Origin of the sequence: Paenibacillus sp. PL2-23 (genome assembly GCF_040834005.1) — a bacterium.
Lineage (GTDB): Bacteria > Bacillota > Bacilli > Paenibacillales > Paenibacillaceae > Pristimantibacillus.
In genome coordinates this window covers 5,380,306-5,406,355 of record NZ_CP162129.1, presented here as the reverse complement: position 1 = coordinate 5,406,355, position 26,050 = coordinate 5,380,306, and the positions used below count along the sequence as shown (strand labels likewise).

Annotated in this window: 23 protein-coding genes, 1 pseudogene and 1 riboswitch; of the genes and pseudogenes, 20 read left to right on the top strand and 4 right to left on the bottom strand. The window is 55.2% G+C overall.

The window, feature by feature from the left end:
• Positions 1 to 63: 63 nt before the first annotated feature.
• The 6 genes from trxA to AB1S56_RS23870 all read left to right on the top strand — a co-directional run bounded on the left by trxA (position 64) and on the right by AB1S56_RS23870 (position 7,799).
• A complete protein-coding gene (trxA, locus tag AB1S56_RS23895; RefSeq protein ID WP_340872426.1) occupies positions 64 to 375 on the top strand; it encodes a thioredoxin in 312 nt (103 codons plus the stop codon).
• Between the two features lie 279 nt (positions 376 to 654).
• Positions 655 to 1,743, top strand: coding sequence for an IS200/IS605 family element RNA-guided endonuclease TnpB (tnpB, locus tag AB1S56_RS23890; protein WP_367903405.1), 1,089 nt, complete (start codon positions 655 to 657; stop codon positions 1,741 to 1,743).
• Between the two features lie 243 nt (positions 1,744 to 1,986).
• Positions 1,987 to 4,341 carry an S-layer homology domain-containing protein gene (locus AB1S56_RS23885; RefSeq protein ID WP_340870813.1) on the top strand — a complete coding sequence of 785 codons (2,355 nt, stop codon included), beginning with the start codon at positions 1,987 to 1,989 and terminating at the stop codon, positions 4,339 to 4,341.
• Positions 4,342 to 4,615: 274 nt separating this feature from the next.
• Positions 4,616 to 5,950, top strand: a complete 1,335-nt coding sequence (locus AB1S56_RS23880) for an extracellular solute-binding protein (RefSeq protein ID WP_340870814.1) — start codon at positions 4,616 to 4,618, stop codon at positions 5,948 to 5,950.
• A 110-nt stretch (positions 5,951 to 6,060) separates the two neighbouring features.
• Positions 6,061 to 6,921: a sugar ABC transporter permease gene (locus AB1S56_RS23875; RefSeq protein WP_340870815.1), complete on the top strand. Its 861-nt coding sequence runs from the start codon at positions 6,061 to 6,063 to the stop codon at positions 6,919 to 6,921.
• A gap of 23 nt (positions 6,922 to 6,944) precedes the next feature.
• Positions 6,945 to 7,799: a carbohydrate ABC transporter permease gene (locus AB1S56_RS23870; RefSeq protein WP_340870816.1), complete on the top strand. Its 855-nt coding sequence runs from the start codon at positions 6,945 to 6,947 to the stop codon at positions 7,797 to 7,799.
• 91 nt (positions 7,800 to 7,890) lie between these two features.
• Here AB1S56_RS23870 and AB1S56_RS23865 read toward each other — a convergent pair whose 3' ends face one another.
• Positions 7,891 to 8,076, bottom strand: a complete 186-nt coding sequence (locus AB1S56_RS23865; protein ID WP_340870817.1) for a hypothetical protein — start codon at positions 8,074 to 8,076, stop codon at positions 7,891 to 7,893.
• Between the two features lie 155 nt (positions 8,077 to 8,231).
• Here AB1S56_RS23865 and ychF point away from each other — a divergent pair, with 155 nt between their 5' ends.
• The gene (gene ychF, locus AB1S56_RS23860; RefSeq protein ID WP_340870818.1) at positions 8,232 to 9,332 is read left to right on the top strand and encodes a redox-regulated ATPase YchF; all 1,101 of its coding nucleotides are present in this window, start codon (positions 8,232 to 8,234) and stop codon (positions 9,330 to 9,332) included.
• Positions 9,333 to 9,470: 138 nt separating this feature from the next.
• Here ychF and AB1S56_RS23855 read toward each other — a convergent pair whose 3' ends face one another.
• Positions 9,471 to 10,430, bottom strand: a complete 960-nt coding sequence (locus AB1S56_RS23855) for a serine hydrolase (RefSeq protein ID WP_340870819.1) — start codon at positions 10,428 to 10,430, stop codon at positions 9,471 to 9,473.
• Between the two features lie 319 nt (positions 10,431 to 10,749).
• Between AB1S56_RS23855 and prfA the strand changes: the two genes are divergently transcribed.
• The 4 genes and pseudogenes from prfA to AB1S56_RS23835 all read left to right on the top strand — a co-directional run.
• Entirely contained in the window at positions 10,750 to 11,829 is a 1,080-nt protein-coding gene (gene prfA, locus AB1S56_RS23850; RefSeq protein WP_340870821.1) for a peptide chain release factor 1, read from the top strand.
• 151 nt (positions 11,830 to 11,980) lie between these two features.
• Positions 11,981 to 12,928 (top strand): peptide chain release factor N(5)-glutamine methyltransferase, encoded by a 948-nt coding sequence (prmC, locus tag AB1S56_RS23845; RefSeq protein ID WP_340870822.1) that lies wholly within the window; start codon positions 11,981 to 11,983, stop codon positions 12,926 to 12,928.
• A gap of 444 nt (positions 12,929 to 13,372) precedes the next feature.
• Positions 13,373 to 14,014, top strand: coding sequence for an L-serine ammonia-lyase, iron-sulfur-dependent subunit beta (gene sdaAB, locus AB1S56_RS23840; protein ID WP_340870823.1), 642 nt, complete (start codon positions 13,373 to 13,375; stop codon positions 14,012 to 14,014).
• Positions 14,015 to 14,079: 65 nt separating this feature from the next.
• Positions 14,080 to 14,502 (top strand): annotated as a pseudogene (locus AB1S56_RS23835) (L-serine ammonia-lyase, iron-sulfur-dependent, subunit beta); the annotation flags it as partial.
• 131 nt (positions 14,503 to 14,633) lie between these two features.
• Here the strand turns inward: AB1S56_RS23835 and AB1S56_RS23830 are convergent.
• Positions 14,634 to 15,053: a carboxymuconolactone decarboxylase family protein gene (locus tag AB1S56_RS23830; protein WP_340870893.1), complete on the bottom strand. Its 420-nt coding sequence runs from the start codon at positions 15,051 to 15,053 to the stop codon at positions 14,634 to 14,636.
• A 79-nt stretch (positions 15,054 to 15,132) separates the two neighbouring features.
• On the bottom strand, positions 15,133 to 16,029 hold the full coding sequence (sigJ, locus tag AB1S56_RS23825; RefSeq protein ID WP_340870825.1) for an RNA polymerase sigma factor SigJ: 897 nt from the start codon (positions 16,027 to 16,029) through the stop codon (positions 15,133 to 15,135).
• A 137-nt stretch (positions 16,030 to 16,166) separates the two neighbouring features.
• Between sigJ and spoIIR the strand changes: the two genes are divergently transcribed.
• The 9 genes from spoIIR (at position 16,167) to AB1S56_RS23780 (ending at position 26,042) form a co-directional block, all read left to right on the top strand.
• Positions 16,167 to 16,901: a stage II sporulation protein R gene (spoIIR, locus tag AB1S56_RS23820; protein ID WP_340870826.1), complete on the top strand. Its 735-nt coding sequence runs from the start codon at positions 16,167 to 16,169 to the stop codon at positions 16,899 to 16,901.
• Between the two features lie 168 nt (positions 16,902 to 17,069).
• Positions 17,070 to 18,125 carry an L-threonylcarbamoyladenylate synthase gene (locus AB1S56_RS23815; RefSeq protein ID WP_340870827.1) on the top strand — a complete coding sequence of 352 codons (1,056 nt, stop codon included), beginning with the start codon at positions 17,070 to 17,072 and terminating at the stop codon, positions 18,123 to 18,125.
• Between the two features lie 53 nt (positions 18,126 to 18,178).
• Positions 18,179 to 18,754, top strand: coding sequence for a manganese efflux pump MntP family protein (locus AB1S56_RS23810; protein ID WP_367903478.1), 576 nt, complete (start codon positions 18,179 to 18,181; stop codon positions 18,752 to 18,754).
• A gap of 17 nt (positions 18,755 to 18,771) precedes the next feature.
• Positions 18,772 to 19,353, top strand: a complete 582-nt coding sequence (locus AB1S56_RS23805; protein WP_340870829.1) for a low molecular weight protein arginine phosphatase — start codon at positions 18,772 to 18,774, stop codon at positions 19,351 to 19,353.
• Between the two features lie 59 nt (positions 19,354 to 19,412).
• Positions 19,413 to 19,493, top strand: a riboswitch (ZMP/ZTP riboswitch).
• 193 nt (positions 19,494 to 19,686) lie between these two features.
• A complete protein-coding gene (rpiB, locus tag AB1S56_RS23800) occupies positions 19,687 to 20,145 on the top strand; it encodes a ribose 5-phosphate isomerase B (protein WP_340870830.1) in 459 nt (152 codons plus the stop codon).
• A gap of 30 nt (positions 20,146 to 20,175) precedes the next feature.
• Complete coding sequence (locus AB1S56_RS23795) at positions 20,176 to 20,781, top strand: TIGR01440 family protein (RefSeq protein ID WP_340870831.1); 606 nt, start codon at positions 20,176 to 20,178, stop codon at positions 20,779 to 20,781.
• 53 nt (positions 20,782 to 20,834) lie between these two features.
• Positions 20,835 to 22,082, top strand: a complete 1,248-nt coding sequence (gene glyA / locus AB1S56_RS23790; protein ID WP_340870832.1) for a serine hydroxymethyltransferase — start codon at positions 20,835 to 20,837, stop codon at positions 22,080 to 22,082.
• Between the two features lie 1,214 nt (positions 22,083 to 23,296).
• Positions 23,297 to 24,982 carry a peptide ABC transporter substrate-binding protein gene (locus AB1S56_RS23785; protein WP_340870834.1) on the top strand — a complete coding sequence of 562 codons (1,686 nt, stop codon included), beginning with the start codon at positions 23,297 to 23,299 and terminating at the stop codon, positions 24,980 to 24,982.
• Between the two features lie 127 nt (positions 24,983 to 25,109).
• Positions 25,110 to 26,042: an ABC transporter permease gene (locus AB1S56_RS23780; protein ID WP_340870835.1), complete on the top strand. Its 933-nt coding sequence runs from the start codon at positions 25,110 to 25,112 to the stop codon at positions 26,040 to 26,042.
• Positions 26,043 to 26,050 lie beyond the last annotated feature (8 nt).

The following is a 26,050-nucleotide window of genomic DNA, read 5'->3' as shown; positions in this document are numbered from 1 at the left end:
AGCTGCAGTACAGGTGAGACGGGATTTCCCTAAATCATACATTAGTTAGAGAGGATGATTGCAATGACAGTAGCATTGACGAAAGACAACTTTACGCAGAGCATTGAGAGCGGCGTTTCCTTGGTAGACTTCTGGGCACCATGGTGCGGCCCTTGCAAAATGCAATTGCCAATCGTTGACGAGCTTTCCACAGAGATGGAAGGCCAAGCGACAATCGCCAAAATCAACGTGGACGAAGAGCCGGAGCTTGCTTCCCAGTTCGGCGTAATGAGCATTCCGACGCTGATCCTGTTCAAGGACGGTCAGCCAGTCGACAAGATGGTCGGTCTGCAAAGCAAGGACGCGCTGAAAGCGAAAATTTCGAATCAGCTGTAAGCAAGGTGCTAACAGCCTCATGTTAGGACTTCCATCAACCGCGAGTCGTTCAGCGCAAGCTGCCGGCTCGCGGTTTTTTGCGCAGCTCATCCTCATCGTTATCCTTCCGTTTATCATAGACACCGAGAATACCCCTACCTCTAAGCCACCTTACTCACGAAGTGAGAGCGTAGGCAGGGGATGAATCGGGAATTTGCTCATGGATAGACACGAACATTTGTGCTATAATTGGAATGAGTTAACATTCATCTCTTTTGCAGCGAGGTGACGAATCAGACGATGCTCCAGCATAAAGCCTTCAAATTTCGGATCTATCCTAGTCATGTACAAATCATGCAACTGCGCAAAACGTTGGGTTGCTGCCGTTTTGTGTTCAACCACTTCCTATCAAAATGGAGTCAGATCTATCAGGCTACAGGCAAAGGTTTGTCTTATAACGCCTGTGCATCTCAGCTTCCTGACATGAAGCGCGAGTGGTCTTGGTTGAAAGAAGTGGATAGCATTGCCCTGCAGTCAGCTGTGCGAAACTTGGCTGACGGATATCAGCGCCACTTCAACAAGCAAAATGAACGACCTCGCTTCAAGAGTCGCAAGCATCCCGTACAAAGCTATACGACGCGATATACGAACGGGAACATTGCCGTGAAGGGAAACCGTCTGCAACTTCCCAAGCTAGGCTGGGTACCCTATGCCAAGTCAAGAGAGATCGAAGGCCGGATCCTATCCGCTACCGTACGACTAGCCCCAAGCGGCAAATGGTTTGTATCGTTGGTATGCGAGGTTGACATCCAGCCTCTTCCTTTAACGGACAGCATACTTGGCATTGACGTGGGTATCAAGTATCTTGCCGTGCCTTCGGAAGGTCCTGCAATGGATAATCCAAGATATACATTGCGATATGAACGGCTGCTCACGAAATGGCAGCGCATCCTTGCAAGAAGGAAACAAGGCGGAAGTAACTGGTCTAAAGCGAAAAGAAAAGTCGCCCTCATCCATGAAAGGATTCGAAATAGCCGATTAGACGCGATGCATAAGCAGACTACGAAATGGATCCGTGAAAACCAAACGATCTGTCTCGAAGACTTACGTATTGCAAACATGATGAAACAACGACACCTCGCCAAACACATAGCAGATGCATCCTGGGGCGAAATGAGCCGTCAACTGCATTACAAAGCCAAGTGGTATGGGCGAACGATCAAGGAAACACCGGTATTTGCGCCAACGAGCCAAACCTGTCACGTCTGTGGGTACAAGCAAGCAGAAGTGAGGGATTTGAGCGTGCGGGGATGGACATGTGTATCTTGCCAAACGCCACATGACCGAGATTGGAATGCGGCACAAAACATAAAGGCCATGGCCCAGTAACGAACAAAATAGGAACTGTGGGAACCACAGGGATCGCTTGGTGTACGATATTTCAAAAAAATATCGCTACGACTTTGCTCCGTGAGGAGCAGCAACCCAAGAATCCTCCACCTCTTAGGTGGCGGGAGTGTTCAAGCTTATGTTGGATGCGTTATCATTTTTTTGTTCATCCCTGCAACCTCCCGTTCACTAGTCTCGTCTAGAAAATGAATATATTGCCAAACTCATGAAGGGGGAACAAGAGTGAACGTACATATGAGGAAGAAGCTGGCTATTGTGCTGGCGGCGGCGATGCTGGTCGGCACGGCGGTTATGCCTGGCGCCTATGCGAAGCAGGCTTCGAAGGCGGAGACGGCTGCAGAGACCGGAACGGGGGAGAGCGCCAAGAAGCCGGACGCAGCCTCTATGTCCAAGGAGCAGGCGGAGAAGCAGCTGCGCCAATATATCAGCATACCTGCGGAGTATAAGCTGCAGAGCTCCAGCTTCTCGAGCATGCAGAAGTTTGACGGCGAGCAAAAGGTCTGGCATATGGAATTCGTTAAGACGGTCAACGGCAAGCAGCAAGGGGGCATCTCCGCAGCTCTGGACGCAGGCTCAGGCCAGCTGCTGAGCTTCCATTCCTATTCCAGCGTGCCGGGTTCGGCGCCATCCTATCCGCTCAAGGTACATCGCGAGGCCGCTCTTAAGCTTGGCGTTGCGTTCATTGAGGAGGTTGCGGCCGACTACGCCCCGCAGGTCGAATTCAACAATAAGACAGGCGCAAGCGTGCTCCCGCCCCTGAGCGGCGAAGTGCGGCATGAGCTTCGATTCGATCGGATTGTGCACGGCAAGCCGTACCTGGACAACTATATCCATCTCAGCGTGGACAGTGAAGGCCATGTCACCAGCTTCCAGCTGGAGTGGGACGATACAATCGACTTCCCGGCTGCGCCGAATACGTTATCCGCCAGCAAAGCGGAAGAAGAACTACGGAAATTGGCCAAGCCTGAGCTGGTTTATATATTCACGCCCAACGGTAATGGAAAGCAGGAGCCTGTGCTGTCTTATTCCATGTCCCCAATCGCTATTGATGCGGTGACGGGCGAAGAGCGGCCTGCTACGCAGTACGATAGATGGGACATTGGCGAGCTGCAGGACGCTCCGCTGACAGAGAAGCCGCTCGCGACTCCGCCGAAGGCTGCCAAGCTGACAGAGGAGGGGGCTGCAGCAGCGGTGAAGAAGGCGTTCGGACTGCCGGAAGGAGCGAAGCTCACGAGCTCCAATTACAACGAATACGAGTCGCCATCGGGCGAGGCGGCTTCCAACTGGAATCTGCACTGGGCGCTTATGAAGGACGGCAAGGAAAGCGGCTATATGTACGCGAGCATTGATGGAAGCACGGGAGCTGTACGCAGCTATTATGGCTACTCCCATAGTGCGCCGGCGACGACGGGAACCAGCTTGACGCTGGATCAGGCCGTTCAGAAGGCCGTGGACACCGTGAAGGCGCAGCTGCCTTGGCTTACCCACGAGCTGCACCTGGTGAAGCCAGATGCTGAACGCTACAGGAATATTCCTCAGGAGGAGATGGGCTCCTATTACATCACCTTCCGCCACAAGGTGCACGGCGCGACGGTGTCCTATGACCATGTCTCGGTAACCATTAACGCGCGTACTGGCAAGGTGGAGAGCTATGACGCCAATATCTATAGCTACGATTATCCGGCTCAAGCGCCGGACACAATACCGTCCTATGAAGCGGTTGATCGCTACATGGACTACTACGGCGTTGTGTTGACATACCGTGTGCTGCAGCAGTATTGGTGGGAAGGCAAGCCCCTCCCCATCGAGAAGTATAAGCTGATGATGGCATCCGGGGAAATAACGGACAACGATCAGGTTGAGACCCAATCCGAGGTGGAGCTCGTGTATACGCTCCAGCAGAAGCCAAGGTATGAAGCGGTATTCCTGGACGCGCTCAGCGGTCAGTGGCGCAGTATGGAGAATGGAGAGGTCACGACGCTGGAGGTGCCGAAGCCGACGGACGCTGCCGGTCATTGGGCGGAGGAGCCGCTCAGCTTGATGGTGGCGTATAAGGCGCTTGATCTGGAGGACGGCAAGGTCAGACCGAACGCCAAGATTACAAGGGGCGAGCTGATCAAGATGCTGGTGCTGGCTCGGAACAGCGGCCGCGGCTATTATGCGATGGATCACTCTGGCGGCATGAAGCTGGAGGCCTCCTTCGCCGACGTGGCGGCGGGCTCCCAATACTTCGCTTACGTCGAGAGCGCGCTTGCCCAGAATTTGATTGATCTCGGCGACGGCTCCTTCAACCCGGACGGCCTCGTCACGAGGGATGAGATGGCGGAGCTGATCGTGCGGGCGCTGGGATACAATACGCTTGCCGACTACGACCATATCTTCAAGTCGAATTTCAAGGATGAGTCGTCTATCGACAACAAGGGGCAGGCGGCCATCGTGGTCGGACTGAAGATTATGAGCCTGTCGGATGGCAAGTTCCTGCCGGAGAAGCAAGTGACTCGCGCAGAGGCTTCCATCGCATTCTACCGCTACCTGCAGAAGCGGGCAGAGCTTCAGGAGGCTCCGCTGCGTTTCTAAAATATGAGCAGGAAGGGACGTTCCAATAGTGGAGCGTCCCTTCTGCGCTTCATCCGCGAATATTCCCCCTCCGGTCCCGGAATACGAATTTTCCCCCTTCACCAGAGAATAATCCCCCTATTTCCCAGACGAATCTCTCCCCCGAAATGAGAGGAATGTAGCCCCGAAAACCGTTGATTTTACTGGTGTTTCTGCCCTAGAATTTGAGTTAGGAGGCAAGCAGAGCTCGGGAAATAATCCGATCTGGCCTAATAACCTAAAGGGGGATTTATCAGTGAAAAAAACATCACTCACGATTGTTAGCCTTATCCTCATGATGTCCATGCTTCTGGCCGCATGCGGCAACAACGGCGGCAGCAACAACACGAACGGCGGTGCTTCCAGCACGCCATCGGAGACAACCGAGCCGTCCAAGGCGCCTGAAGCGGTCAACCTCCGCGTCTTCTCGACATTCGGCGGTACAGACGCAGCGCGTGAAGCGTTCCAGAAAGCGATCGACGATTTTACAGCGGCTAACCCGCATATCAAGGTCGAGAACGACGTAATGTCGGCGAACGACGACGGCTTCCGCACGAAGGTCAACACCGACATGACAAGCGGCAACGAGCCTGACCTGCTGTTCTACTTCGTTGGCGCTGACGCAGCTGAGATCATCAACTCCGGCAAGGTGGTTGCGCTGGACGAAGAGCTGGCAGCTGACGCTGAGTGGAAGAACGGCTTCGCTCCTGCCGCGCTGGACTTCACGAAGCACACTGACGGCAAGACGTATGCCATTCCACTGACAGGCTTCTTCGAGGGCCTGATGGTTAATAAGAAAATTTTCGCTGATAACGGCATTGAGCTTCCGACGGACTGGGATAAATTCAAAGCAGCCGTATCCGCTCTGAAAGCCAAAGGCATCATTCCATTGTCCGGTCCATTCGACCAATCCCACTACCTGATCGAGCACTTCGTACTGGCTGCCGCAGGCGCGGAAGGCCAAGCGAAAGCTCTGAAGGACGGCGTCGATCCGAACTGGGAGAAGGGCCTGGCGGCTATGAAGGAAGTATACGATCTGGGCGCATTCCCTGAAGACGCGGCAACTATCGACCTCGGCATGGCGGCGAACTACTATTCCCAAGGTCTGGCAGGCATGATTCTTGAAGGCTCGTGGGCAATCGGCGGCTTCTCCGACGATGTCAAGGCGAACACAACGGTTCTTCCTTTCCCTGCGATCCCTGGCGGCGCTGGCACTGGCAAGGACGTAGTAGGCGGCTTCGGCACAGGCTTCTACATGTCGAAAGCAGCTTACGACGACGCGGCGAAGAAGGATGCGACACTGGCATTGCTGAAGCATCTGACTTCTCCTGAATCGATCAAGAGCATCGCAACAGCAAACGGCGGCACGCCAGCAGCAGCGGGCGTTCAACCGGAAGGCCTGCCGCAAGCGGTACTAGACGGCTTCGCTATGGTATCGGAGGCGACTTCCGTGAACTCGCCAATCGACTCCAAAGTAACGCCTGAGACGTTCAACACGATCCGCGCGAACATCCAGCCGGTTGTCACAGGCAAGAAAACGCCTGCTGAAGCGCTGGAAGAAGCGAAAGCGATCGAGACGGCAGCCAAATAACCGATTAGGCCTAACGCAAATGGAACGAATGATAGTCGCCGCCCCTCTGATTCAAGGGCGGCGTCATCATTTCAGAGCCTTGCGTGAAAAATAAACATCAAAGGTGATGAATGATGAAGGGCGATCGCAAATATATCGTATTGTTCCTGCTGCCGGCTGCGGCATTTCTGTCCATCTTCCTGTACTACCCGTTCTTCAAGAGTATGTATCTCAGCTTCTTCCGCACCAAAGGCTTTACGACCAAGACGTGGGTGGGCTTCGAGAATTATGTCCGGATGTTCTCCGACGATCTCCTGGGCGCCGCGACGCTGAACACGCTTGAGCTGATGGCGTACGTTATTATTTTTCAAGTTGGCATTGCGCTTATGCTGGCTATATTCGTCGACAATATTACATGGGGCAAAGGCTTCTTCCGGATGGTGTTCTTCTTCCCGGTCGTCATCTCCGGCACAGCTATCGCCTTGCTGTTCGTGCTGTTCTACAACTTCCAATTCGGTCTGCTCAACACGCTTCTGCAGAATATGGGCTTTGATAAAGTGAATTGGCTTAGCGAAAATATGGCTTTGAAAGCCGTAGCGATTCCTACAGTATGGCATTACGTTGGTTTTTATTTCGTATTATTCCTGACCGCAATGTCCAAGATTCCGTCAGACTTCTATGAAGCGGCCAAGCTGGAGGGCATTACGGGAATCAAAAAAACCTTCCTGCTGACCATTCCGCTGATCATGAGCGACATCAAGGTCGTCATCACGCTTGCGATTACCGGCACGCTCAAGGTGTTCGAATTTATTTTCGTCCTTACCAGAGGCCAGAATGATACAGAAGTGCTCGGCACGTATATGTACAAGAAAGCGCTCGTGGACCAGAATTTCGGCTACGGCTCGACGATCGCCATCTATATTGTCGTATTCGGAGTGCTGCTGTCGCTTCTCGCCAACCGTCTGTTGAAGAGGGATGAAATCTCATACTAAGCTGGTACTAGGGGTGTACGCTTATGCAATCAGTACAATCAGGGAAGAAGCCTATACGGATCAAGCCCGGCACTGTCTTCATGTATGTCGTGTTGTGCGGCTGGGCCCTAACAACGATTTACGCCATGTTTTGGATTGTGAACAACTCGTTTAAGCTGTCGCGGGATGTCATGAACCAATCCTTTGCCATCGCATTCGAGCCTGTAATGGATAATTATACAAATGCCTTTGACCGCATTAATATTGGCAAAAGCTATCTGAACAGCCTGATCATGTCCGGCAGCACCGTGCTGCTCGTGCTTCTCTTCGGCGGACTAGCCGCCTATGTATTATCCAGATTCCAATTCCGCGGCAGAAGGGCGCTGTTCTCCATTCTGTATGCCAGCCTGCTCATTCCCGCGTTCGCGACCGTTGTGCCTGTGTATGAGCTGGTGATCAAATGGGGCTTGGTTAACACCTATCTCGGTCTCATCTTCCCGCAGACAGCGGGCAATCTGACGTTCGCGATTCTCGTGCTGGCGGGTTATATGGCGACGATTCCGAAGGAGCTGGAGGAGGCGTCCTTCATCGACGGCTGCAACCGCTGGACGCTGTTCACCAAAATCCTGTTCCCGATTTCCCGGCCGGCCTTCGCTTCCGCCGCGATCTTTGTCTTCCTCTGGTCGTACAATGATCTGTTCTCGGCGCTGATCTTCGTCAACAAGGAAGCTGTCCGCCCCATCGTCGCGCTGCTGAGCGAGATCAGCTCGCAGTACGGAACGGACTTCGGCTTGATGGCGACGGCCGTATCGTTAACCGTTGTGCCGGTCCTGATCATCTATCTGTTCATTCAGCGATTTATCGAGAAGGGCCTGACGGAAGGCGCGGTTAAGGGCTGATGACAGCTTTAGCGGCGGGCTGAACGGCCGGACGCATGTTGTGCAGCCACGCTGTAACCGGCCTATTCCGGTTATGGCGTGGCTGCAGGCGTTAGCGGCCCAGAGAGCGGTTAGAGGCTGTTAGAAGCTGGAGTCCGTTTTCTTTTTTCTTTTTGCCGGAAAAATTCGATACAGACTTGGCATCCTCGATCGTGTCGTTCACGAACGCCATATCCTGGTTTTTGGCCCGCATATTCGTAGTACCCTTGTAGTTGCCCTTGTGATTCTGGTTCTCCATTGCTGTCACCTCCCTGCCCGCATAGTATTGCCCGGTGAAGCGGAGGCATGCAGCCGCCGGCAAGAAGGGTACGCTTTGCCCTTTCATTGTGTATGCCGCTGGGGTATAATGACGGGAGTTGTTTACATTCACGGATAATAGGGAGTGTCTGATACATGGCTTTGAAGGCTGGAATCGTAGGACTGCCGAACGTCGGCAAGTCGACATTGTTTAACGCGATCACACAGGCGGGGGCGGAATCGGCCAACTATCCGTTCTGTACGATCGATCCCAACGTTGGAGTGGTCGAAGTGCCGGACGATCGTCTGGACAAGCTCGTTGAGCTTGTGCAGCCGAAGAGCATCGTGCCAACCGCGTTCGAGTTCGTAGATATCGCGGGATTGGTAGCGGGCGCGAGCAAGGGCGAAGGACTTGGCAACAAGTTTCTGGCGCATATTCGCGAGGTTGACGCGATTGTGCATGTCGTGCGCTGCTTCCAGGACGAGAACATTACGCACGTTGCGGGCAAGGTGGACCCCATCAGCGACATCACCACCATTAATCTGGAGCTGATTCTCTCCGATCTGGAGACGGTGGAGAAGCGTATTGAGCGCTCCCGCAAAAACCTGAAGGGCGGCGACAAGAAGGTTGCCCAAGAGGTGGAGCTGCTGGAGCGTGTGAAGGAGACGCTGTTCAACGACAAGCCGGCTCGCAGCATGGAACTGACCGACGATGAGAAGCTGCTCATCCGCGATCTGCACCTGCTGACGATGAAGCCGGTGCTGTACGCGACGAACGTGAGCGAGGAAGAGGCGGCGAATTCGGACGCCAACGAATATGTGCAGATCGTACGCGATTACGCGGCCCAGGAGGGCGCCGAGGTGGTGCCGATCAGCGCCAAGGTGGAGTCCGAGATCGCCGAGCTTGAGGGCGAGGACAAGGAGATGTTCCTGCAGGAGCTGGGCATGGCGGAATCCGGCCTGAACCGTCTCATTCGCGCGGCTTACAAGCTGCTGGGCTTGTACACGTATTTCACAGCGGGCGTGCAGGAGGTTCGCGCCTGGACGATCCGTCAGGGCACGAAGGCCCCGCAGGCGGCTGGCGTCATCCACTCCGACTTCGAGCGCGGCTTCATCCGCGCCGAGGTCGTGTCCTATGAGGATCTGGCCGCTGGCGGCTCCATGGCAGCGGTGCGCGAGAAGGGCCAGCTGCGCCTGGAGGGCAAGGATTATGTGGTGCGCGACGGCGACGTCATGCACTTCCGGTTTAATGTATAGAAGCTTTCGGCGGAGCGGCCGGCCAGCAGCAAGCTGGCACAGCCGCATCGAGACGCGCGGGAATGCGCCCCAGGCATGGGAATGCCGGGGCGGTTCCCGCGTGTTTTTTTGCGTGGTGCCTCACTTATCCCAATTGTGCTACTCGAACATGGGTACAATATGCTTGTTAATGAATGCGATTCGGTTCTGGGCACGCGGCATAAAACGAGAAGCGATGGATATGACCATTTGCTTCCCAGTGTTCACGTATATCGTATTGCCGCCATCACCAAGAGCTGCATAACAGTTCTTGTCCACAATCCACCATAAATAACCATAGGGCCTCTCCCCCCATCGGCTGCTTTCTGTCGTGCTGTCCTGGGTCCACTTGGAGGATAGAATGTGCTTGCCGTTCCAGGAGCCTCCATTGAGGTACAGCTGACCGATTTTGGCCATATCTCTTGGCGTCAAGGTTAGCCCCCAGCCAGCAGTGTTCGTGCCCTTGGCATCCATCATCCAACCGCTGACGTATCTGTCCTTCAGAAAAGAAAAATATTCTTCTTTACTCTGTATGCTGGCAGGAGGGGGTGCTTGGATTCCTAGTGGCTCAAAGAGATTGTCTGTGGCAAAATCGAGCACCGATTGACCGGTTGCATTCGAAAGAACACCGGATAAAATCTGTATGCCGATGGTGGTATATTGAAAAGCCCCAGGAGCTCGTTTCCCGCCCAACAAGTCCAGAGCAGCTTTTGTCCAATCCTCACTTTTAAAAACTTTGGTATAGGGCTCCGACTTGTACTTATACGGTGCTGTCATTGTGAGAAGGTGTTTTATGGTGATATCCCGTATCGTTTTTTCGCCGCGTTTGACCGTGTAATCAGGGAAGAAGTCCAATACTCTCTGCTCCACGCCCTCCATATATCCTTTGTCGATGGCAATACCCATCAACGCAGATACAACGCTCTTGGTCACAGATGCGATATGAATAGAATCGTCAGCGGTATAGCCGTCGAAATAACCTTCATATATCATTTTGCTGTCTTGCATCACCACTATGCCAGCAATATTGTCATAGTCCGTGCTTGTTAGACGTTCAAAATCTGCGATGCTTTTATTCATCCTAATCCCTCCTCTAGATCATGCTTAGAAGAGCATAATATGATATAAAATGATTTGCACAGCAATCATTTTTACATGTGCACATGTGGATAACTTTTCTGAGAGCGGGAACACTCGTAAAAGCAGGTGCAGTGGGGGTTTTCAACAAGTGTTGTGGATATCACTGGCTGAAATGTGGACATGATGTGCACAGGTTGTGAATGATTTGTGGATAAGTTGTTGAAGGAAGCTGTAGTCGATAAAACCGCATATCGATACACCAATCGCATTGTGCTATAATATTGTATATCTTAATGGAAAGTAACAGAGGTGACTAAACGTGTTTGACCGATTACAAGCACTCGCCGACCGTTATGAGAAGCTCAGCGAGCTTCTATGCGATCCGGATGTGGCCAGCGATCCGAAGCGGCTTCGGGACCTGTCCAAGGAGCAGTCTGATCTACAGGAGGCGCATGACGCCTATACGGAATATAAGCAGGTATCGGAGCAGTTGGACGACGCCAAGCTGATGCTGGGCGAGAAGCTCGACGATGAGATGCGCGAGATGGTGAAGATGGAGATTGAAGAGCTGTCCCAGCGCAAGACCGAGCTGGAGGAGATCATGCGCATTCTGCTGCTGCCGAAGGACCCTAATGACGACAAGAACGTCATCGTGGAAATTCGCGGAGCGGCGGGCGGCGACGAAGCGGCGCTGTTCGCTTACGAGCTGTATCGCATGTACACCAAGTTCGCCGATACGCAGGGCTGGCGCTGCGAGCTGATGGAGTATACAGAGAACGACCTTGGCGGCTTCAAGGAGGTTATCTTCTCCATCAACGGCAAGGGCGCTTACAGCAAGCTGAAATATGAGAGCGGCGCACACCGCGTGCAGCGTATTCCGGTAACGGAGTCCGGCGGACGCATTCATACCTCGACGTCGACGGTTGCCGTTATGCCGGAGGTTGAAGATGTCGAAGTCGAAATTCTGGACAAAGACATCAGGATCGACACGTTCTGCTCCAGCGGCGCTGGCGGACAGTCCGTCAATACGACGAAGTCGGCGGTTCGTGTGCTTCACGTGCCGACGGGCATTATGGCGACCTGTCAGGACGGCAAATCGCAGAACGACAACAAGCAGAAGGCGCTGCAGGTATTGCGCGCGCGCATTTACGACATTCGCCGCCAAGAGGAAGAAGCGAAGTACGCTGGCGAGCGCAAGAGCAAAGTGGGCACGGGCGACCGCAGTGAGCGGATTCGCACATACAACTTCCCGCAGAGCCGCGTGACGGATCACCGCATCAACCTGACGCTGCACCGTCTGGATTCCGTCATGAACGGCGACCTCAACGACATCATTACGTCACTGACGATCGCGGAGCAGGCGGAGGCGCTGGAGCGCGAAACGATGGGCACCAACTAATCACTAATCGGAATTCCTTAGGGCTTCCATACAATGCCGGTTCGCGGCTTCGTTTGCTATGTGGCAGGCGAGGCGGGCGGCCGGTTTTTTTTTAAGCCGCAGCGAGGGCTGTGAGTTGGAGGGATTAGAGGATTGGAATGGAGGAGAGAGGATGGGCGAAGATAGGCTTTACATACCGCCGATGACGGTTCGGGAAGCGCGGGATCGGGCGGCTGCCTGGCTGGAGGAGCAGGGGGTCGAGGATGGCCGCAGCCAGGCGGATCGGCTTATGGAGCATGCCCTTGGCATGGATCGCGCGGCGCTGCTTATGGCGTGGCGCGAGCCCTTCCCCGAGGCGAAGGGAGAGGCGTGGACGACGCTGATCCGCCGCCGAGGGGCTGGCGAGCCGCTGCAATATGTGCTCGGCGAGGAATGGTTCTACGGGCGTCCGTTCACGGTGACGCCCGCCGTGCTTATCCCGCGCCCCGAGACGGAGCTCCTCGTGGAAGCGGTGCTGGACGCCGCCGGCCGGCTCTGGCCTCCGGCGGCGACAGCCCATGGCGCCGCGGCGCCGACGGTCGTCGACGTCGGCACCGGCAGCGGCGCCATCGCCGTGACGCTTGCGGCGCAGCGTCACGACTGGCGCGTGATCGCGTCCGACCTGTCGCCGGACGCGCTTGAGGTCGCCCGCGCGAACGCGGCCCGCCATACGGCGGCGGGCCGGATCGCGTTCGCGCAGGGCGACCTGCTCGCGCCCCTCATCGCTTCGGGGCGCGGCGGGACTGCCGTCGACGGCGCGGGGGCGCGCGTCGACGTGCTGGTGAGCAATCCGCCGTACATTCCGTCGGCGGATATGCCTGGCTTGCAGCGCGAGGTGCGGGATTACGAGCCGCATCTCGCGCTGGAGGGCGGAGCGGACGGGCTCGACCCGTACCGCCGCATGCTGGAGCAGCTGCCGCTGCTGTCGGCCATGCCGCGCATTGTGGCATTCGAGCTCGGCATGGGCCAGCCGCGGATTGTGGCGGAGCTGATGCGCGGGATGGGCCAGTGGGACGACATTCGCATCATCACCGACTACGGCGGCATTGAGCGCCATATTGTCGCGGTGCGGACATCATAAATAGGCTGGGCTTGGAAGAGAGAGGTGCCGCTTACGGCGCCTCTTTATTTTTTTTGGAAATGATGATTTGCATCGATTGTGGATAAAGAGTGTGTAAAGTTGGGGTATAAGTGTGCTTTTAGTATTCAACAAATTTCGGGGTGAAGCTGGCTTCCATCTTCATTTTGCATGGGAGTGAGGGAATATGCGGTTTTGGTGCCACGTCGCTTACGGCAAAAGATGTGCTTAGAGTTTGAACGAAAAATCGTTCAAATTGGCTTGGTAGCGCGCCGCGCTTGCAGCCTTTGAACGCGAAACGTATGCTGCCCGCCTATGGACGGCGCAGCCGTCTACGCTTGTTGCAGCTGCTGCGGATGGAACGGGGCGCGGTTGACGCGCACTAACAAGGATTGTTCAATGCAGTAGCAGGTTAGTGACGAGCTGTATCATACGGAGGTGGAAGGGATGCGGTTCAAGGATGTGTTCTCCATTATCGGTCCCGCCATGGTCGGGCCGTCGAGCTCCCATACGGCGGGAGCGGCGCGCATCGGTCGCGCGGCAAGGCAGCTGCTGGGGCCTGGGGAGGCTCCCATCGCGGCAGTCGTCACGTTCTACGGCTCGTTCGCCGCTACCTATGCGGGGCATGGCACGGACGTGGCGATTGCTGGCGGCATCCTGGGGTATGGGACGGATGATCCGCGTCTGCCGGATGCGCTGAGCCTCGCAGAGCAATCCGGTATGTCGATTATATTCCGCGAGGGCAAGGGACTGTACCCCCATCCCAATACGGCTCGAATCATGCTGACGACGGCATCGGGACAGACGCTTGAGACGGTTGGCATCTCCATCGGGGGCGGCAATATCGAGATTGTAGAAATCAACGGGTTCCGCGCCAAGCTGATGGGTGTCTACAAGACGCTTGCCATCTTCCATGCCGACGCTCCCGGCGTCATTGCGGAGCTGACAGGCAGGCTCAAGGAGGAGCATTCCAACATCGGGTACATGTCCGTCGACCGGAAGAGCCGGAGCGGAGATGCGCTCACCGTCATGGAGCTGGATACGGAGCTGACGGAGGCCTTGCTGAAAAAGCTGGAGGCTTGCCCTTAGGTGCAATCTATCAGAGTCGTGGATCTAACGGATGTCCATTGTTGACGCGGAGGGGATGAACGAGCATGCGATTTCGCCATTTGAACGAAATAGTGAAGCTGTGCACGGAGGAAGGGCTGACCATCGGGGAGCTTATGCTTGCCGAGCAGTCGGCGGAATCCGGTCATGAGCCGACATCGGAGTTCGCCAAGATGGCCGATTATTACGCTGTGATGAAGGGTGCCGTGAAAAAGGGGCTGACAGAGAATACAACCTCCCGAAGCGGTATTACGGGACTCGACGCGCAGCGGGTGGCCGCTTACAACGCGGACGGCGCTTCCAATCTGGGCGTTGCCGGCGACGCGATGGCCTATGCCCTTGCCGTCTCGGAGGTGAACGCCTCGATGGGGCGCGTCATTGCCACGCCGACGGCAGGCTCCTGCGGCATTATTCCCGGCGTCTTTGTGAGCTGCCAGGAGCGATTCCGCTGGTCCGACCAGAAGATGGTATAACCCCGACCGGGAAAGCGATTATGGAGGAGCTCCGGTCGAAGCGAGTCAAAGGGGACAAGGTGTAGCTGGGATGTCGTCAAAGAGAGGAGCCCGTCACAGCGACGAGCTCCTCTCTCTTTTTATAAAAATTACTCCGGCATCAAGCCCGTCGCGATAGCGATACGGTTCCAGCTGTTGATCGTCACGATCGCCATGATGAGCTCGCCCATCTGCTGGTTGTTGAAGAAGCGCGCTGCCTCCTCGTAGAGGCTGTCCGGCACATGGTGGCTTGCGATCAGCGTAACGGCTTCCGTCAAGGCGAGCGCCGCCCTCTCCTCCGCGCTGAAGTAAGGCGTCTCCCTCCATGCGCTTAGCGCGTAAATACGCTGCTCGGTTTCACCGGCCTTGCGAGCGTCGACGGTGTGCATGTTAATACAGAAGGCACAGCCGTTGATTTGGGACGCGCGGATTTTGACAAGCTCAATGAGGCTATGCTCCAGGCTGGACGACCTCACGAATTGCTCCAGGCCCAGCATGGCTTGATACCCGGCAGGCAGCTCTTTATTCATATTCACTCTCTTGGCGTTAGTCACCCTGCACCACTCCTTAGATTGGATTCGCCGAACCGCGCTGCGGCCGGCTATGCTTCTAAGACAAATCAGCGGGTTGGTTTGTGACAGAAGTCAGCTTATCGGGATTCATGATCAAAAAAACGCGCTGCAGCCGCTCGCCGGCAGCATCCCATTGGAAGGTCAACACGCGCTTCAGCTCGCCCTCCTCGAACAATAAGAACCCGAATTGGCCGTTAACGGAAGCGGGGATGTACCCCCGCCCCACGACGCCCTTGCGGGCCAAGCCTTCGTAGAAGGCCAAGATGCGCTCGCGTCCCAGAATGGGGAAGATCGCCGCGCGCACCTTGCCGCCGCCGTCGGATATCATCACCGCATCCTCCGTCAGCAAACCCAGCAGCGCCTCCGTGTTGCCGGTTTCCGCGGCCGTGATGAAGGCCTTCGCCAGCTCTGCAGCCCGCTCGCTGTAGAAGGGCGGGGTGTCGGGCGCGTCCCCGAGCTTTGCCTTGGCGCGGCTGATGATTTTGCGACAGTTGGCTTCCGATTTGCCGACGATCTCCGCGATTTCGTCATAGCTGAACGCGAGCGTCTCGCGAAGCAGGAAGACGGCCCGTTCGATGCCGCTGAGCTGCTCCAGCATAACGAGCATCGCATAGGTAATCGTCTCATTCCGCTCCCATAGCTGGAGCGGATCGGGGGGCAGAGCCGCGCCGTAAGCGACATCCGGCTCCGGCAGCCAGTTGCCGACGTACGTCTCCCGCCGCTTGCGGGCGGAGCCCTGAACATTCAGGCAGCGATTCGTGACCATTCGGGCCAGGTACGCCTTCTCATGCTGGATCCCCCCTTGTTCCCGCTGATGGTAGTCCAGGAACACATCCTGCACGATATCCTCGGCATCTCCCTTGGAGCCCAGCATCCGATAGGCCAGGTTCGTCAGGAGGGGGCGGTACAATTCGTAGGTCGGATGGGTATGCATGAGGTCAGCCTCCGTTCTCTCGTATTTTTTTGGTAGATGATAGGTTTATAGAGGTGGGAGCTTGGACATAATGACGGATAGAGACGTTCCGGAACGCAAGCAGACGCACCGGCGGGTGCGCGAGAGGAGCTTGTGCAATGTCCCGACCTTATTCCTTTTATTCCGATTATACCGCTTATCGTGCAAGTATTCGTCCTTATCGATTTCAATACCGTCGTTCGTATGGTTTTATTATAATGGCAATTATTGTATTAATTATGAGCTGGGAAGCAGGAAAGATGGACGCCGCTCTCGTGGATGCCGGCATTCCGGAGGAAGCGATCCGTCTGCGTATTCTCGCCAATTCGGACAGCGCGTCCGATCAGCTGGTGAAGCGCATCGTGCGCGATGAAGTGGTGCGGGCCATGAACAGCTGGGCGACGGGCCAAGAGACGATTGAGGAGGCGCGCGAGACGATCCGGAGGAAGCTTCCGGAGCTTCAGGGCATCGTGGCTGGCGTGCTGGCAAGCAGAGGCTTCTCTTACGACTCCACGGCCGAGCTTGGCTTGGTTGATTTCCCTACCAAAATGTACGGCAATGAAGTATACCCGGCAGGTCAATATGAAGCGCTGCTCATTACGATCGGCGAGGGCAAGGGGCAGAACTGGTGGTGCGTGCTGTTCCCTCCGCTTTGCTTCGTCGACGCGGCTACCGGCGAGGCGACCGCTGCTACTGCAGCGCTAGTCTCTTCGGAGGAGGCGGCCGGCGTCGTGACTGAGACATCGAGCGACAGCGTGAAAGCGGAAGCGGGAGCCGGCGAGGCTCCGAAAGCGAAGTTTTTCCTGTGGGAGCTGCTGCAGTCGCTGATCGACTGGATCAGATCATTATTTTAACCAATAGCCATACTCTATGCGGCAGCGCCGCGTTCCTCCCGGGAGCGCGGCGCTGCCGCGTGATGGCGTTGTTGGCGTTACGCTCCAGTCCCGGACTTGCTCTTCCATCGTGCGGAATGTGCTATAATAGCGGTGAACTGGACACTATAGCAAGGATTGAATACCGAGATGATCGATACGATAGTATGGCAAAAGCAAGAATTGAAGCAGGCTGCGCAGACGCTTAAGGCTGGCGGTCTTGTGGCGTTCCCGACGGAGACGGTGTACGGATTGGGGGCTGACGCGCGCAGCACGGAGGCGGTGGCGTCGATCTTCGCCGCGAAGGGGCGGCCATCGGACAACCCGCTCATCGTGCACCTCGCAAGCAGGAGTCAGCTAAGCGAGCTTATGGGACCCTGTTCCAGACTTGCGGAGGAGCTGATGGAGCGCTTCTGGCCGGGGCCGTTGACGATTGTGCTGCCCGTGAAGCCGGGCTCGCTGTCGCCGCTTGTGACGGCGGGCCTGCCGACAGTTGGGGTGCGAATACCGGATCATCCCATCGCGCTGGAGCTGCTCCGACTCGCGGATGTGCCCGTCGCCGCGCCCAGCGCCAACCGCTCTGGCCGGCCCAGCCCGACGCTCGCCAGTCATGTGCTGGAGGATCTGGGCGGGCGCATGCATGGCGTGATTGATGGCGGGGCGACCGGTGTAGGGCTGGAGTCAACCGTTGTGGAGCTGGAGGGTGACCGCGCTATTCGCGTGCTGCGTCCCGGCGGCGTGACGATCGAAGCTCTTAAGCGCGCGTTCCCTGGCATTGCGGTGATCAGCGACAGCGAGGATGGCCTTGCGCAGCCGGAGCAGCCCCGTTCCCCAGGCATGAAATATACCCATTACGCGCCGAAGGGCGAGCTGACCGTTGTAGAGGGCGCTCGGGAGAGTGTTGCTGCTCATATTAATGGCTTGGCTGCCGCAGCTCGGCAGGAGGGTCTCACAACTGGCGTGCTGGCCTTCAGCGAGCAAGCTGGAGAGTACAAGGCCGATCTGGTGCTTGAGCTGGGAAGCGAGAGCCGTCTGGAGGAAGCGGCGCGCCTGTTGTACGCCCATCTGAGAGCCTTCGACGAGGCTGGTATTGCCCGCATCTGGGCGGAGGGCTGTGAGCCGAATGGCTTGGGCGGCGCTCTCATGAATCGCATGAGGAAGGCTGCAGGCGGCCGGGTGCTCCGTCTGGAGACACCAGACAAGTAGTATGTTTGTCCCTATGACCGCATATGTTGTTCAAGAGGAATAATGTGGCGGACATGGAGGGCTGGGGACGAATGGATGCAAGTGCATATACGGGACAGTTTCTGACGCTGCTCATTATTGCGATGGCGCTGGGCTTCGACGCGTTCTCGCTGGGGCTGGGCATCGGGCTGAAAGGAATCAGGCTTCGGGATGTCCTGAAGCTTGGCGTTGTCATCGGACTATTCCATATTATCATGCCGATTGGCGGCATTCTGACGGGGCAGCTGGTGAGCGGCCTGCTGGGCGATGTGGCGACCACCGCCGCGGGTGTGCTGCTCGTGCTGCTTGGCGGGCATATGATTTACAGCTCGCTGCGAGGGGAAGAGGTGCAGTCCTTCAACCACCGCTCCACGGCAGGGCTGCTTGTGCTGGCGCTCAGCGTCAGCGTGGACGCCTTCTCCGTGGGTGTGACGCTTGGCATGTTCTCGGCGAACATGTGGCTGACGATTCTGCTGTTCGGCTTCTTCGGCGGACTGATGTCTATGCTTGGCCTGCTGCTGGGACGCAAGGTCAGCGGCAATCTGGGCGAATACGGAGAAGCTTGCGGCGGGGCGATTCTGCTGGTGTTTGGCTTTATCTTTATCTTTTGACGGAAGGGGCTGGAGAGATGAAGCGGATCTTGTTCATCTGTACGGGCAATACCTGCCGCTCGCCCATGGCAGAGGCGATGCTGTTGCATATGGCCATGAAGAGAGGGGTACAGGTTGCCGTCCGGTCAGCGGGAGTATCCACGATCGACGGCTTGCCTGTTTCCTCCAATACGCTGCATACGCTGAAGAAGCGCAGCATCGAGCATAGGGGCTCGTCTCGCGCGTTGACGGCTGAGGCGGTAGAGTGGGCAGATTTGATACTGACCATGACGGCATCCCACAAGAGGGACTTGCTTCAATATCATCCGGAAGCGGTTGACAAGACGTATACGCTGAAGGAATTTGCTTATATGGACGATCGTCTCCAGCAGGATATTCAGGAGCTGGAGGGCCTGTATACGGAGCTGCAGATGAAGGCGGCTCTCGGCCAGCAGTTAACGCCAGGAGAGCGGCAGCGTCTGCTGGAGCTGGAGAGCAGGCTTCCGAGCTTCGACATCGCGGATCCCTTCGGCGGGTCCCAGGCTCTGTATGACAGCTGCTCCGAGGAGATGGAAGAGGCGATTCGCAGGCTGCTGGACAAGCTGGCGAAGCGGACATAATTTGCCTGGAGTCGATTGATTTCTACGGCAAAATGAGCTATGATGAGGGAGACAATGAAGGTATCCGATGTAACTGGCGACGAGAGTGGGTAACCACGGTGGAGCATCGGAACATACGGCCGGTCGCCTGGGCAAAGAGCAGCATGCGCTTGACGCGTGTTTTGCTCTTTTTCTTATTTTACAGAAAATTTATCCGATGGGCTTGAGGCGTGCGGTTGTGCTGGAAGGTGCAGCTTTTGGGTGTTTCAGCTTGCGACATTTCGGACAAAACAAGGTATACTAGCTGCAGAGTGTTTTTGGAGTACAAACCATAGGACGTGGAGGGTGTTAGCATTGAAAATTGCAATTGGCGCTGACCATGGCGGCTACCGTCTGAAAGATGAGCTTGTTCCTATTATTCAATCGCTTGGCCATGAAATTGTGGATGTAGGCTGCAGCTGCGAGCAATCCGTCGATTATCCGGACTATGCGCTGCCCGTATGCGAGATGGTCACTAGCGGCCAGGCTGACCGCGGCATCTTGATCTGCGGCACAGGCATTGGGATGTCGATCGCCGCGAACAAGTATCCCGGCATCCGCTGCGCGCTGACGCATGACATTTTCTCCGCTAAGGCTACGCGCGAGCACAACGACACTAATGTCCTGGCGATGGGAGAGCGCGTCATCGGACCGGGCGTTGCGGGTGAGATCGTTCGCGTATGGCTGGAGACGCCATTCTCGAACCAGGACCGTCACGTGGGACGCATCGGCAAGGTGATGGAATTGGAGAAGCGCTTCAGCAATCACCCTTAATGGCTTGACCGGGAAGGGGCTGGATCAAGGATGAACGACAATGGCAACATGATGCAGGATCACATCTCGTCGGCTGTCGAGCAAGTGGTTCGCGAATTGGTGGAAGCGGGTAATCTGCGGCCGGGGCAGCTGCTTGTTGTGGGCGCCAGCACCAGCGAGGTGCTGGGGAAGCGCATTGGCACTTCCGGAGCTGTAGAGACTGCTGCCGCTATTTACGCGGGAGTCGAAGCGGTGCGCGTTGAGGCGGGCTTTATCCCCGTCTACCAATGCTGCGAGCATCTGAACCGGGCGCTGGTTCTGGATAGGGAGACAGCGGAGAAGCATCGGCTTGAGCTTGTCCATGCGGTGCCTGTGCCGAAGGCAGGAGGCTCCATGGCGGCTTATGCTTACGGCAAGCTGGAGGCTCCATGTCTCGTGGAGGAGATCCAGGCTCATGCCGGGATCGATATTGGCGACACCTTTATCGGCATGCACCTGAAGCGGGTAGCCGTACCGGTGCGGCCTTCCATCAAGTTGATCGGCGAGGCGCATGTCACGATGGCGTATACGCGGCCGAAGCTGATCGGCGGAGCAAGAGCGGTCTACGAGGCGGAACACCGCCTGAGGCCTGAGCTTGCCGCTCCAACCTGTGAGTAGTTCATTTATGCGGTTTGAATAGCTTTTTGAATACATTTGAGGAGGATATACAAGTGGAACAACTACGCAAGCAAGATCCAGAGGTATTGAAGGCTCTAGGCCTTGAGCTGCAGCGTCAGCGCGACAACATCGAGCTGATCGCATCGGAGAACATCGTTAGCGAAGCGGTACTGGAAGCTATGGGCTCCGTTCTGACGAACAAATACGCGGAAGGCTACCCGGGCAAACGCTTCTACGGCGGCTGCGAGCACGTGGACATCGTGGAAGATATCGCGCGCGATCGCGCGAAGGAGCTGTTCGGCGCTGAGCATGCCAACGTGCAGCCGCATTCCGGCGCTCAAGCCAATATGGCGGTATATCTGGCGACGCTCCAGCCTGGCGACACGGTTCTGGGCATGAATCTGGCGCATGGCGGCCACTTGACGCACGGCAGCCCGGTTAACGCATCCGGTCTTCTGTACAACTTCGTAGCTTACGGCGTGCAAGAGGATTCCTTCACAATCGATTACGAAGAAGTGCGCAAGCTGGCATTCAAGCATCGTCCTCGTATGCTCGTCGCGGGCGCCAGCGCTTATCCGCGCGTCATTGACTTCGAGAAGCTTGGCCAAATCGCTAATGAGGTAGGCGCTCTGTTCATGGTCGACATGGCGCATATCGCGGGTCTGGTAGCTGCGGGTCTGCACCCTAGCCCAGTACCGCACGCTCATTTCGTCACAACAACAACGCACAAGACGCTTCGCGGTCCTCGCGGCGGTATGATTCTGTGCCGCAAGGCTTGGGCAGCCGCAATCGACAAAGCGGTATTCCCTGGCTCCCAGGGCGGTCCGCTGATGCATATTATCGCGGCCAAAGCTGTTGCTTTCGGCGAGGCGCTTCAGCCTTCGTTCAAGCAATACGCGACCAACGTTGTGAACAATGCCAAGGTATTGTCCGAGGAGCTGATAGCCAGAGGCATCAACATCGTATCTGGCGGCACGGACAACCACCTCATGCTGATCGATACGCGCAGCCTGAACATTACGGGCAAAGCGGCTGAGCATGTGCTCGATCAAGTAGGCATCACTGTGAACAAAAACGCGATTCCGTTCGACCCGACCAGCCCGTTCATCACAAGCGGTATCCGCGTAGGCACGCCGGCTGCGACAACTCGCGGTATGGATGCGGAAGCCATGAAGGTTATTGCGGAGGTTATCGCGCTTGTCCTGAACAATCCAGAGGACCAAGCCGTTCTCGACAAAGCAACTGGCATGGTGCGCGACCTGACTGCGAAATACCCGCTTTACCCTGGCATGACTTACTAATATCGGCATAAACACCGCCTTGGCTGCTGACAGCCAAGGCGGTTTTTTTGCATGGAAGCACTAGTCAGATAGATGCTTCTGACACACTTAAAAGCTGCAGACCTGCGCTCTCCCACACTTAAATGGTCCCAAACCTCCACTCCCCTTACAAATAGACGTTTTTGAAACACTTAAAATCCCCGACCTCCGCGCTCCGCACGAATAAACGTGTCGAACACACTTCAATTCCGGCCTTCGTCTCTTCCACAACAAATAGATTCCTCTGACACACTTAAAAATTCCATTGGACATCCCGCAGCAGCGACACGTGATGTCGTTGTTGCGACGAAAGTGGTTATTCGGAGTGCGATAACGACACGAGGGATGGTTATAGCAGCGAAAAGTGGGTTAGTTGGTTCAACAGCGACACGTGATGTCGTTGTTGCGACGAAAGCGGTCATTTGGGGCACGATACCGACACGAGGGATCGTTATAGCTCTGAAGAATGGGTTAGTTGGTTCAACAGCGACACGTGATGTCGTTGTTGCGACGAAAGCGGTCATTCGGGGCACGATACCGACACGAGGGATCGTTATAGCTCTGAAGAATGGGTTAGTTGGTTCAACAGCGACACGTGATGTCGTTGTTGCGAAAGCCGGAGGATGAACGATACGCCATTACATGAAATTTAATTTCAAGAAAAAATAATTAATAATATTTGTATATATATTACAGTTATGTAACGTTGGGATAATTCTCAAATGGTTTGGGGAACGTATATCTGGGGACTCCGGACATGTCGCTTGATGCGAGAACACTGCTGTTCACGCCTGCAAATACGTTAAAGCCTCGACGATGTAATGCGCAATTGCATTAATACGGACTTGCAACAATACATACAAGCATTGCTACAAACCCGCATTAATGCTTATACGCAGCAATGCTTAAGCGTTTTAACACATACATGGGGCAAAGTAATGAAGCAAGCGGCGAATTCACTGGGAAAACAAAGGGTACTCATAAATTTTCTGCAATAGGAAATAGTAAGATGGACGGATATGAGCTGGAAGCTGATTGTTTTTGTTGACAATTGTTTAAATGTAGTTGTATATTGTTTTACGTTGAATAAATATTAAAACCATGTCAGTTAATGTTACATACGTGGTTTTAAACAGCTCCGTCTCATTACTTATGGTTTTAACAAAAAATTATATAGAAAGTGGGAGTTGATGTTGGTGAAAGGAAATTTCAAAAAACCAGTGCACTTCATGCTTGTCCTAGTTCTTGCGTTCAGCATGCTGCTAGCGGCTTGCACAGGCAACAACGAGAAGGAAGATCCTGCGAACAACGCGGGCAATCAAGGAACGGCTACTGATGAGCCGAAAGCTCCACAGGAATTCCGCTTTACACTTGCAAGCGAACCGCCAAGCTTGGACCCTGCTCTGATGACGGATGCACAATCCTCTATCGTTGCGGCTGGTATCTACGAAGGTCTGACTCGTCTGAGCACAACTGGCGAGCCAGAGAACGCGCTGGCTGAGTCCATCGACGCTTCGGAGGACGGCAAAACGTACACGATCAAGCTGCGCCAAGATGCGAAATGGAGCAACGGCGATCCTGTAACGGCTAAGGACTTCGAATTCGCGTGGAAACGTTCCTTGAACCCAGAGACAGCTTCTGAGTATGCATACATGCTGTTCTACATCGAGAACGCTGAGAAGTACAACTCCGGCGAAGGCACAGCTGATGAAGTAGGCGTGAAGGCAACTGACGACTACACGCTGGAAGTGAAGCTGTACACACCTGCTCCATACTTCACAAGCCTGCTGGCTCACTACACATACCTGCCGGTTCACCAAGCAACGGTTGAAGGTGCTGCTGACTGGGCTGCTGAGGCTGACACCATCGTATCCAACGGTCCTTTCCTTCTGAAGGAGTGGGCGCATGCGGACAAGCTGGTGCTTGAGAAGAACCCTGACTACTACAACGTAGACAAAATCAACTTCGACACGGTAACGATTTCTCTTGTTGAAGACGAGAACACGGTGTACCAATTGTACGAAACGGACAAAATCGACTGGATCGGCGCGCAAGCGGGCTCCGTACCATCCGACCTTGTAACGCAGCTGGTAGCTGACGGCAAAGCTGAGGTTACCTCTGTTGCATCCGTATACTACTACCTGTTCAACAACAACAAAGAGCCATTCAACAATGTGAATATCCGTAAAGCGTTCTCCATGGCGCTTGACCGTCAATCCCTGATTGACAATGTAACAAAAGCGAATCAGCAAGCGGCTTACGGTCTGGTGCCACCGTCCATCGCGGGCACTGGCGGCAAGATGTTCCGTGAGCAATTCCCGGACACAAGCTACTTCACTGAGAACGCTGAAGAAGCGAAGAAGCTTCTGGCACAAGGCATGTCCGAGCTTGGCCTGAGCACATTCCCTGAAGTAACGCTGTTGTACAACACAAGCGAAGGCCACAAATCGTTGGCTGAGGCTGCTGTTGATATGTGGCGCAAGACGCTTGGCGTCGAAGTGAAGCTGGCGAATCAAGAGTGGGGTACGTTCCTTGAGACAAGAAAAGCAGGCGGCTTCGATATCGCGCGTTCCGGCTGGGGCGCGGACATCAACCACCCGATCAACTTCACGTACGACCTGATCTACTCCAAGTCCGGCAACAACGACGGCAAGTACAGCAACCCTGAGGTTGACAAGCTGCTGAACGACTCCCTGGTAGCTGCTACGCCAGAAGAAAGCCAGAAGCTGATGGCTGACGCAGAGAAAATCGCGATCGGCGACGACATGGGTGTTATGCCGACGTACTACTACACAACAGTAACGATGATCAAACCAGGCTTTGAAGGCATTGTGTCCGACTACGCAGGCCACCTGGACTGGGTACACGGCAGCAAGCAATAAGGTCTAACCAGCCTGTCCAATTTGATAAACAGCTAGCTTAGAGTAACTGTTCCAGAAGGGTATATATAGTCTCTCTATATATACCCTTTTGAAATGCAAAAAGATTGTGAGAGAGTGGGTGATCGAAATGCTCCGTTTCATCTTTGGCAAGTTTATATTTATGGTGGTGTCGTTGTTCCTGCTCATTACGGCGACATTTATGCTGATGAACGCGATTCCGGGCAGCCCGCTGCAATCGGAGAAGGCGCCAAGCGAAGCTGTTCAGAAAAACTTGGAAGCGTATTACGGCCTCGATAAGCCGCTTATTGTGCAATACGGCAAGTACCTGTCGAATCTTGCGCAAGGCGATTTGGGTATTTCCATGAAGAAGAAGTTCCAATCGGTAGACAAGATGATCAAGCAATCATTTGGACCGTCCCTCAGGCTAGGCATTTCGGCGATTATTACGTCGATTCTGGTGGGATGTATTCTGGGCATACTCGCCGCGATGTATCATCGCAAATTTCTAGACAACCTGGCCATGACCATTGCCGTAATCGGCTTAGCGATACCCAGTATCGTGCTTGCACCAACTCTGCAGTATATTTTCGCCACCAATTTAAGATGGTTTGAGGTCGCTGGCCTGGACAGTCCGATGGACTACGTATTGCCGACGATTACGCTGGCATCCGGCCCGATCGCCTTTATCGCAAGACTGCTTAGATCCACCATGATTGAAGTGCTGAATGCTGATTTTATTAAAACTGCCAAATCCAAAGGGCTTTCCGGTTACGTAATTGTCGTGAAGCACGCGCTGCGCAACGCCATGCTTCCAGTGGTAACGTATTTGGGATACTTAACCGCCGGCATTATTACGGGCTCCGTTGTCGTGGAGAAGATCTTCGCGATTCCGGGCATCGGCAAGCACTTTGTTACAAGTGTTATAGATCGCGATTATCCGCTTATTATGGGCATTACCATTTTCTACGCCGTCATCCTCATGGCGAGCCGCTTCCTGGCGGATGTCGCTTATGTGCTGGTGGATCCGCGCATGCGCGCCGGCGGAAAGGTGGCGAAATAATCCATGTC

Bases quoted from the DNA above. Each gene is read 5' to 3' on its own strand.
- spoIIR (WP_340870826.1), top strand. From the start codon at position 16,167: ATGTCCCGACCTTATTCCTTTTATTCCGATTATACCGCTTATCGTGCA.
- trxA (WP_340872426.1), top strand. From the start codon at position 64: ATGACAGTAGCATTGACGAAAGACAACTTTACGCAGAGCATTGAGAGC.
- AB1S56_RS23830 (WP_340870893.1), bottom strand. From the start codon at position 15,053: ATGAATAAAGAGCTGCCTGCCGGGTATCAAGCCATGCTGGGCCTGGAG.
- prmC (WP_340870822.1), top strand. From the start codon at position 11,981: ATGGGCGAAGATAGGCTTTACATACCGCCGATGACGGTTCGGGAAGCG.
- tnpB (WP_367903405.1), top strand. From the start codon at position 655: ATGCTCCAGCATAAAGCCTTCAAATTTCGGATCTATCCTAGTCATGTA.
- AB1S56_RS23805 (WP_340870829.1), top strand. From the start codon at position 18,772: ATGAAGCGGATCTTGTTCATCTGTACGGGCAATACCTGCCGCTCGCCC.
- AB1S56_RS23795 (WP_340870831.1), top strand. From the start codon at position 20,176: ATGAACGACAATGGCAACATGATGCAGGATCACATCTCGTCGGCTGTC.
- sdaAB (WP_340870823.1), top strand. From the start codon at position 13,373: ATGCGGTTCAAGGATGTGTTCTCCATTATCGGTCCCGCCATGGTCGGG.
- AB1S56_RS23855 (WP_340870819.1), bottom strand. From the start codon at position 10,430: ATGAATAAAAGCATCGCAGATTTTGAACGTCTAACAAGCACGGACTAT.
- AB1S56_RS23870 (WP_340870816.1), top strand. From the start codon at position 6,945: ATGCAATCAGTACAATCAGGGAAGAAGCCTATACGGATCAAGCCCGGC.
- sigJ (WP_340870825.1), bottom strand. From the start codon at position 16,029: ATGCATACCCATCCGACCTACGAATTGTACCGCCCCCTCCTGACGAAC.
- AB1S56_RS23780 (WP_340870835.1), top strand. From the start codon at position 25,110: ATGCTCCGTTTCATCTTTGGCAAGTTTATATTTATGGTGGTGTCGTTG.
- ychF (WP_340870818.1), top strand. From the start codon at position 8,232: ATGGCTTTGAAGGCTGGAATCGTAGGACTGCCGAACGTCGGCAAGTCG.
- AB1S56_RS23810 (WP_367903478.1), top strand. From the start codon at position 18,179: ATGGAGGGCTGGGGACGAATGGATGCAAGTGCATATACGGGACAGTTT.
- AB1S56_RS23875 (WP_340870815.1), top strand. From the start codon at position 6,061: ATGATGAAGGGCGATCGCAAATATATCGTATTGTTCCTGCTGCCGGCT.
- AB1S56_RS23815 (WP_340870827.1), top strand. From the start codon at position 17,070: ATGATCGATACGATAGTATGGCAAAAGCAAGAATTGAAGCAGGCTGCG.
- AB1S56_RS23865 (WP_340870817.1), bottom strand. From the start codon at position 8,076: ATGGAGAACCAGAATCACAAGGGCAACTACAAGGGTACTACGAATATG.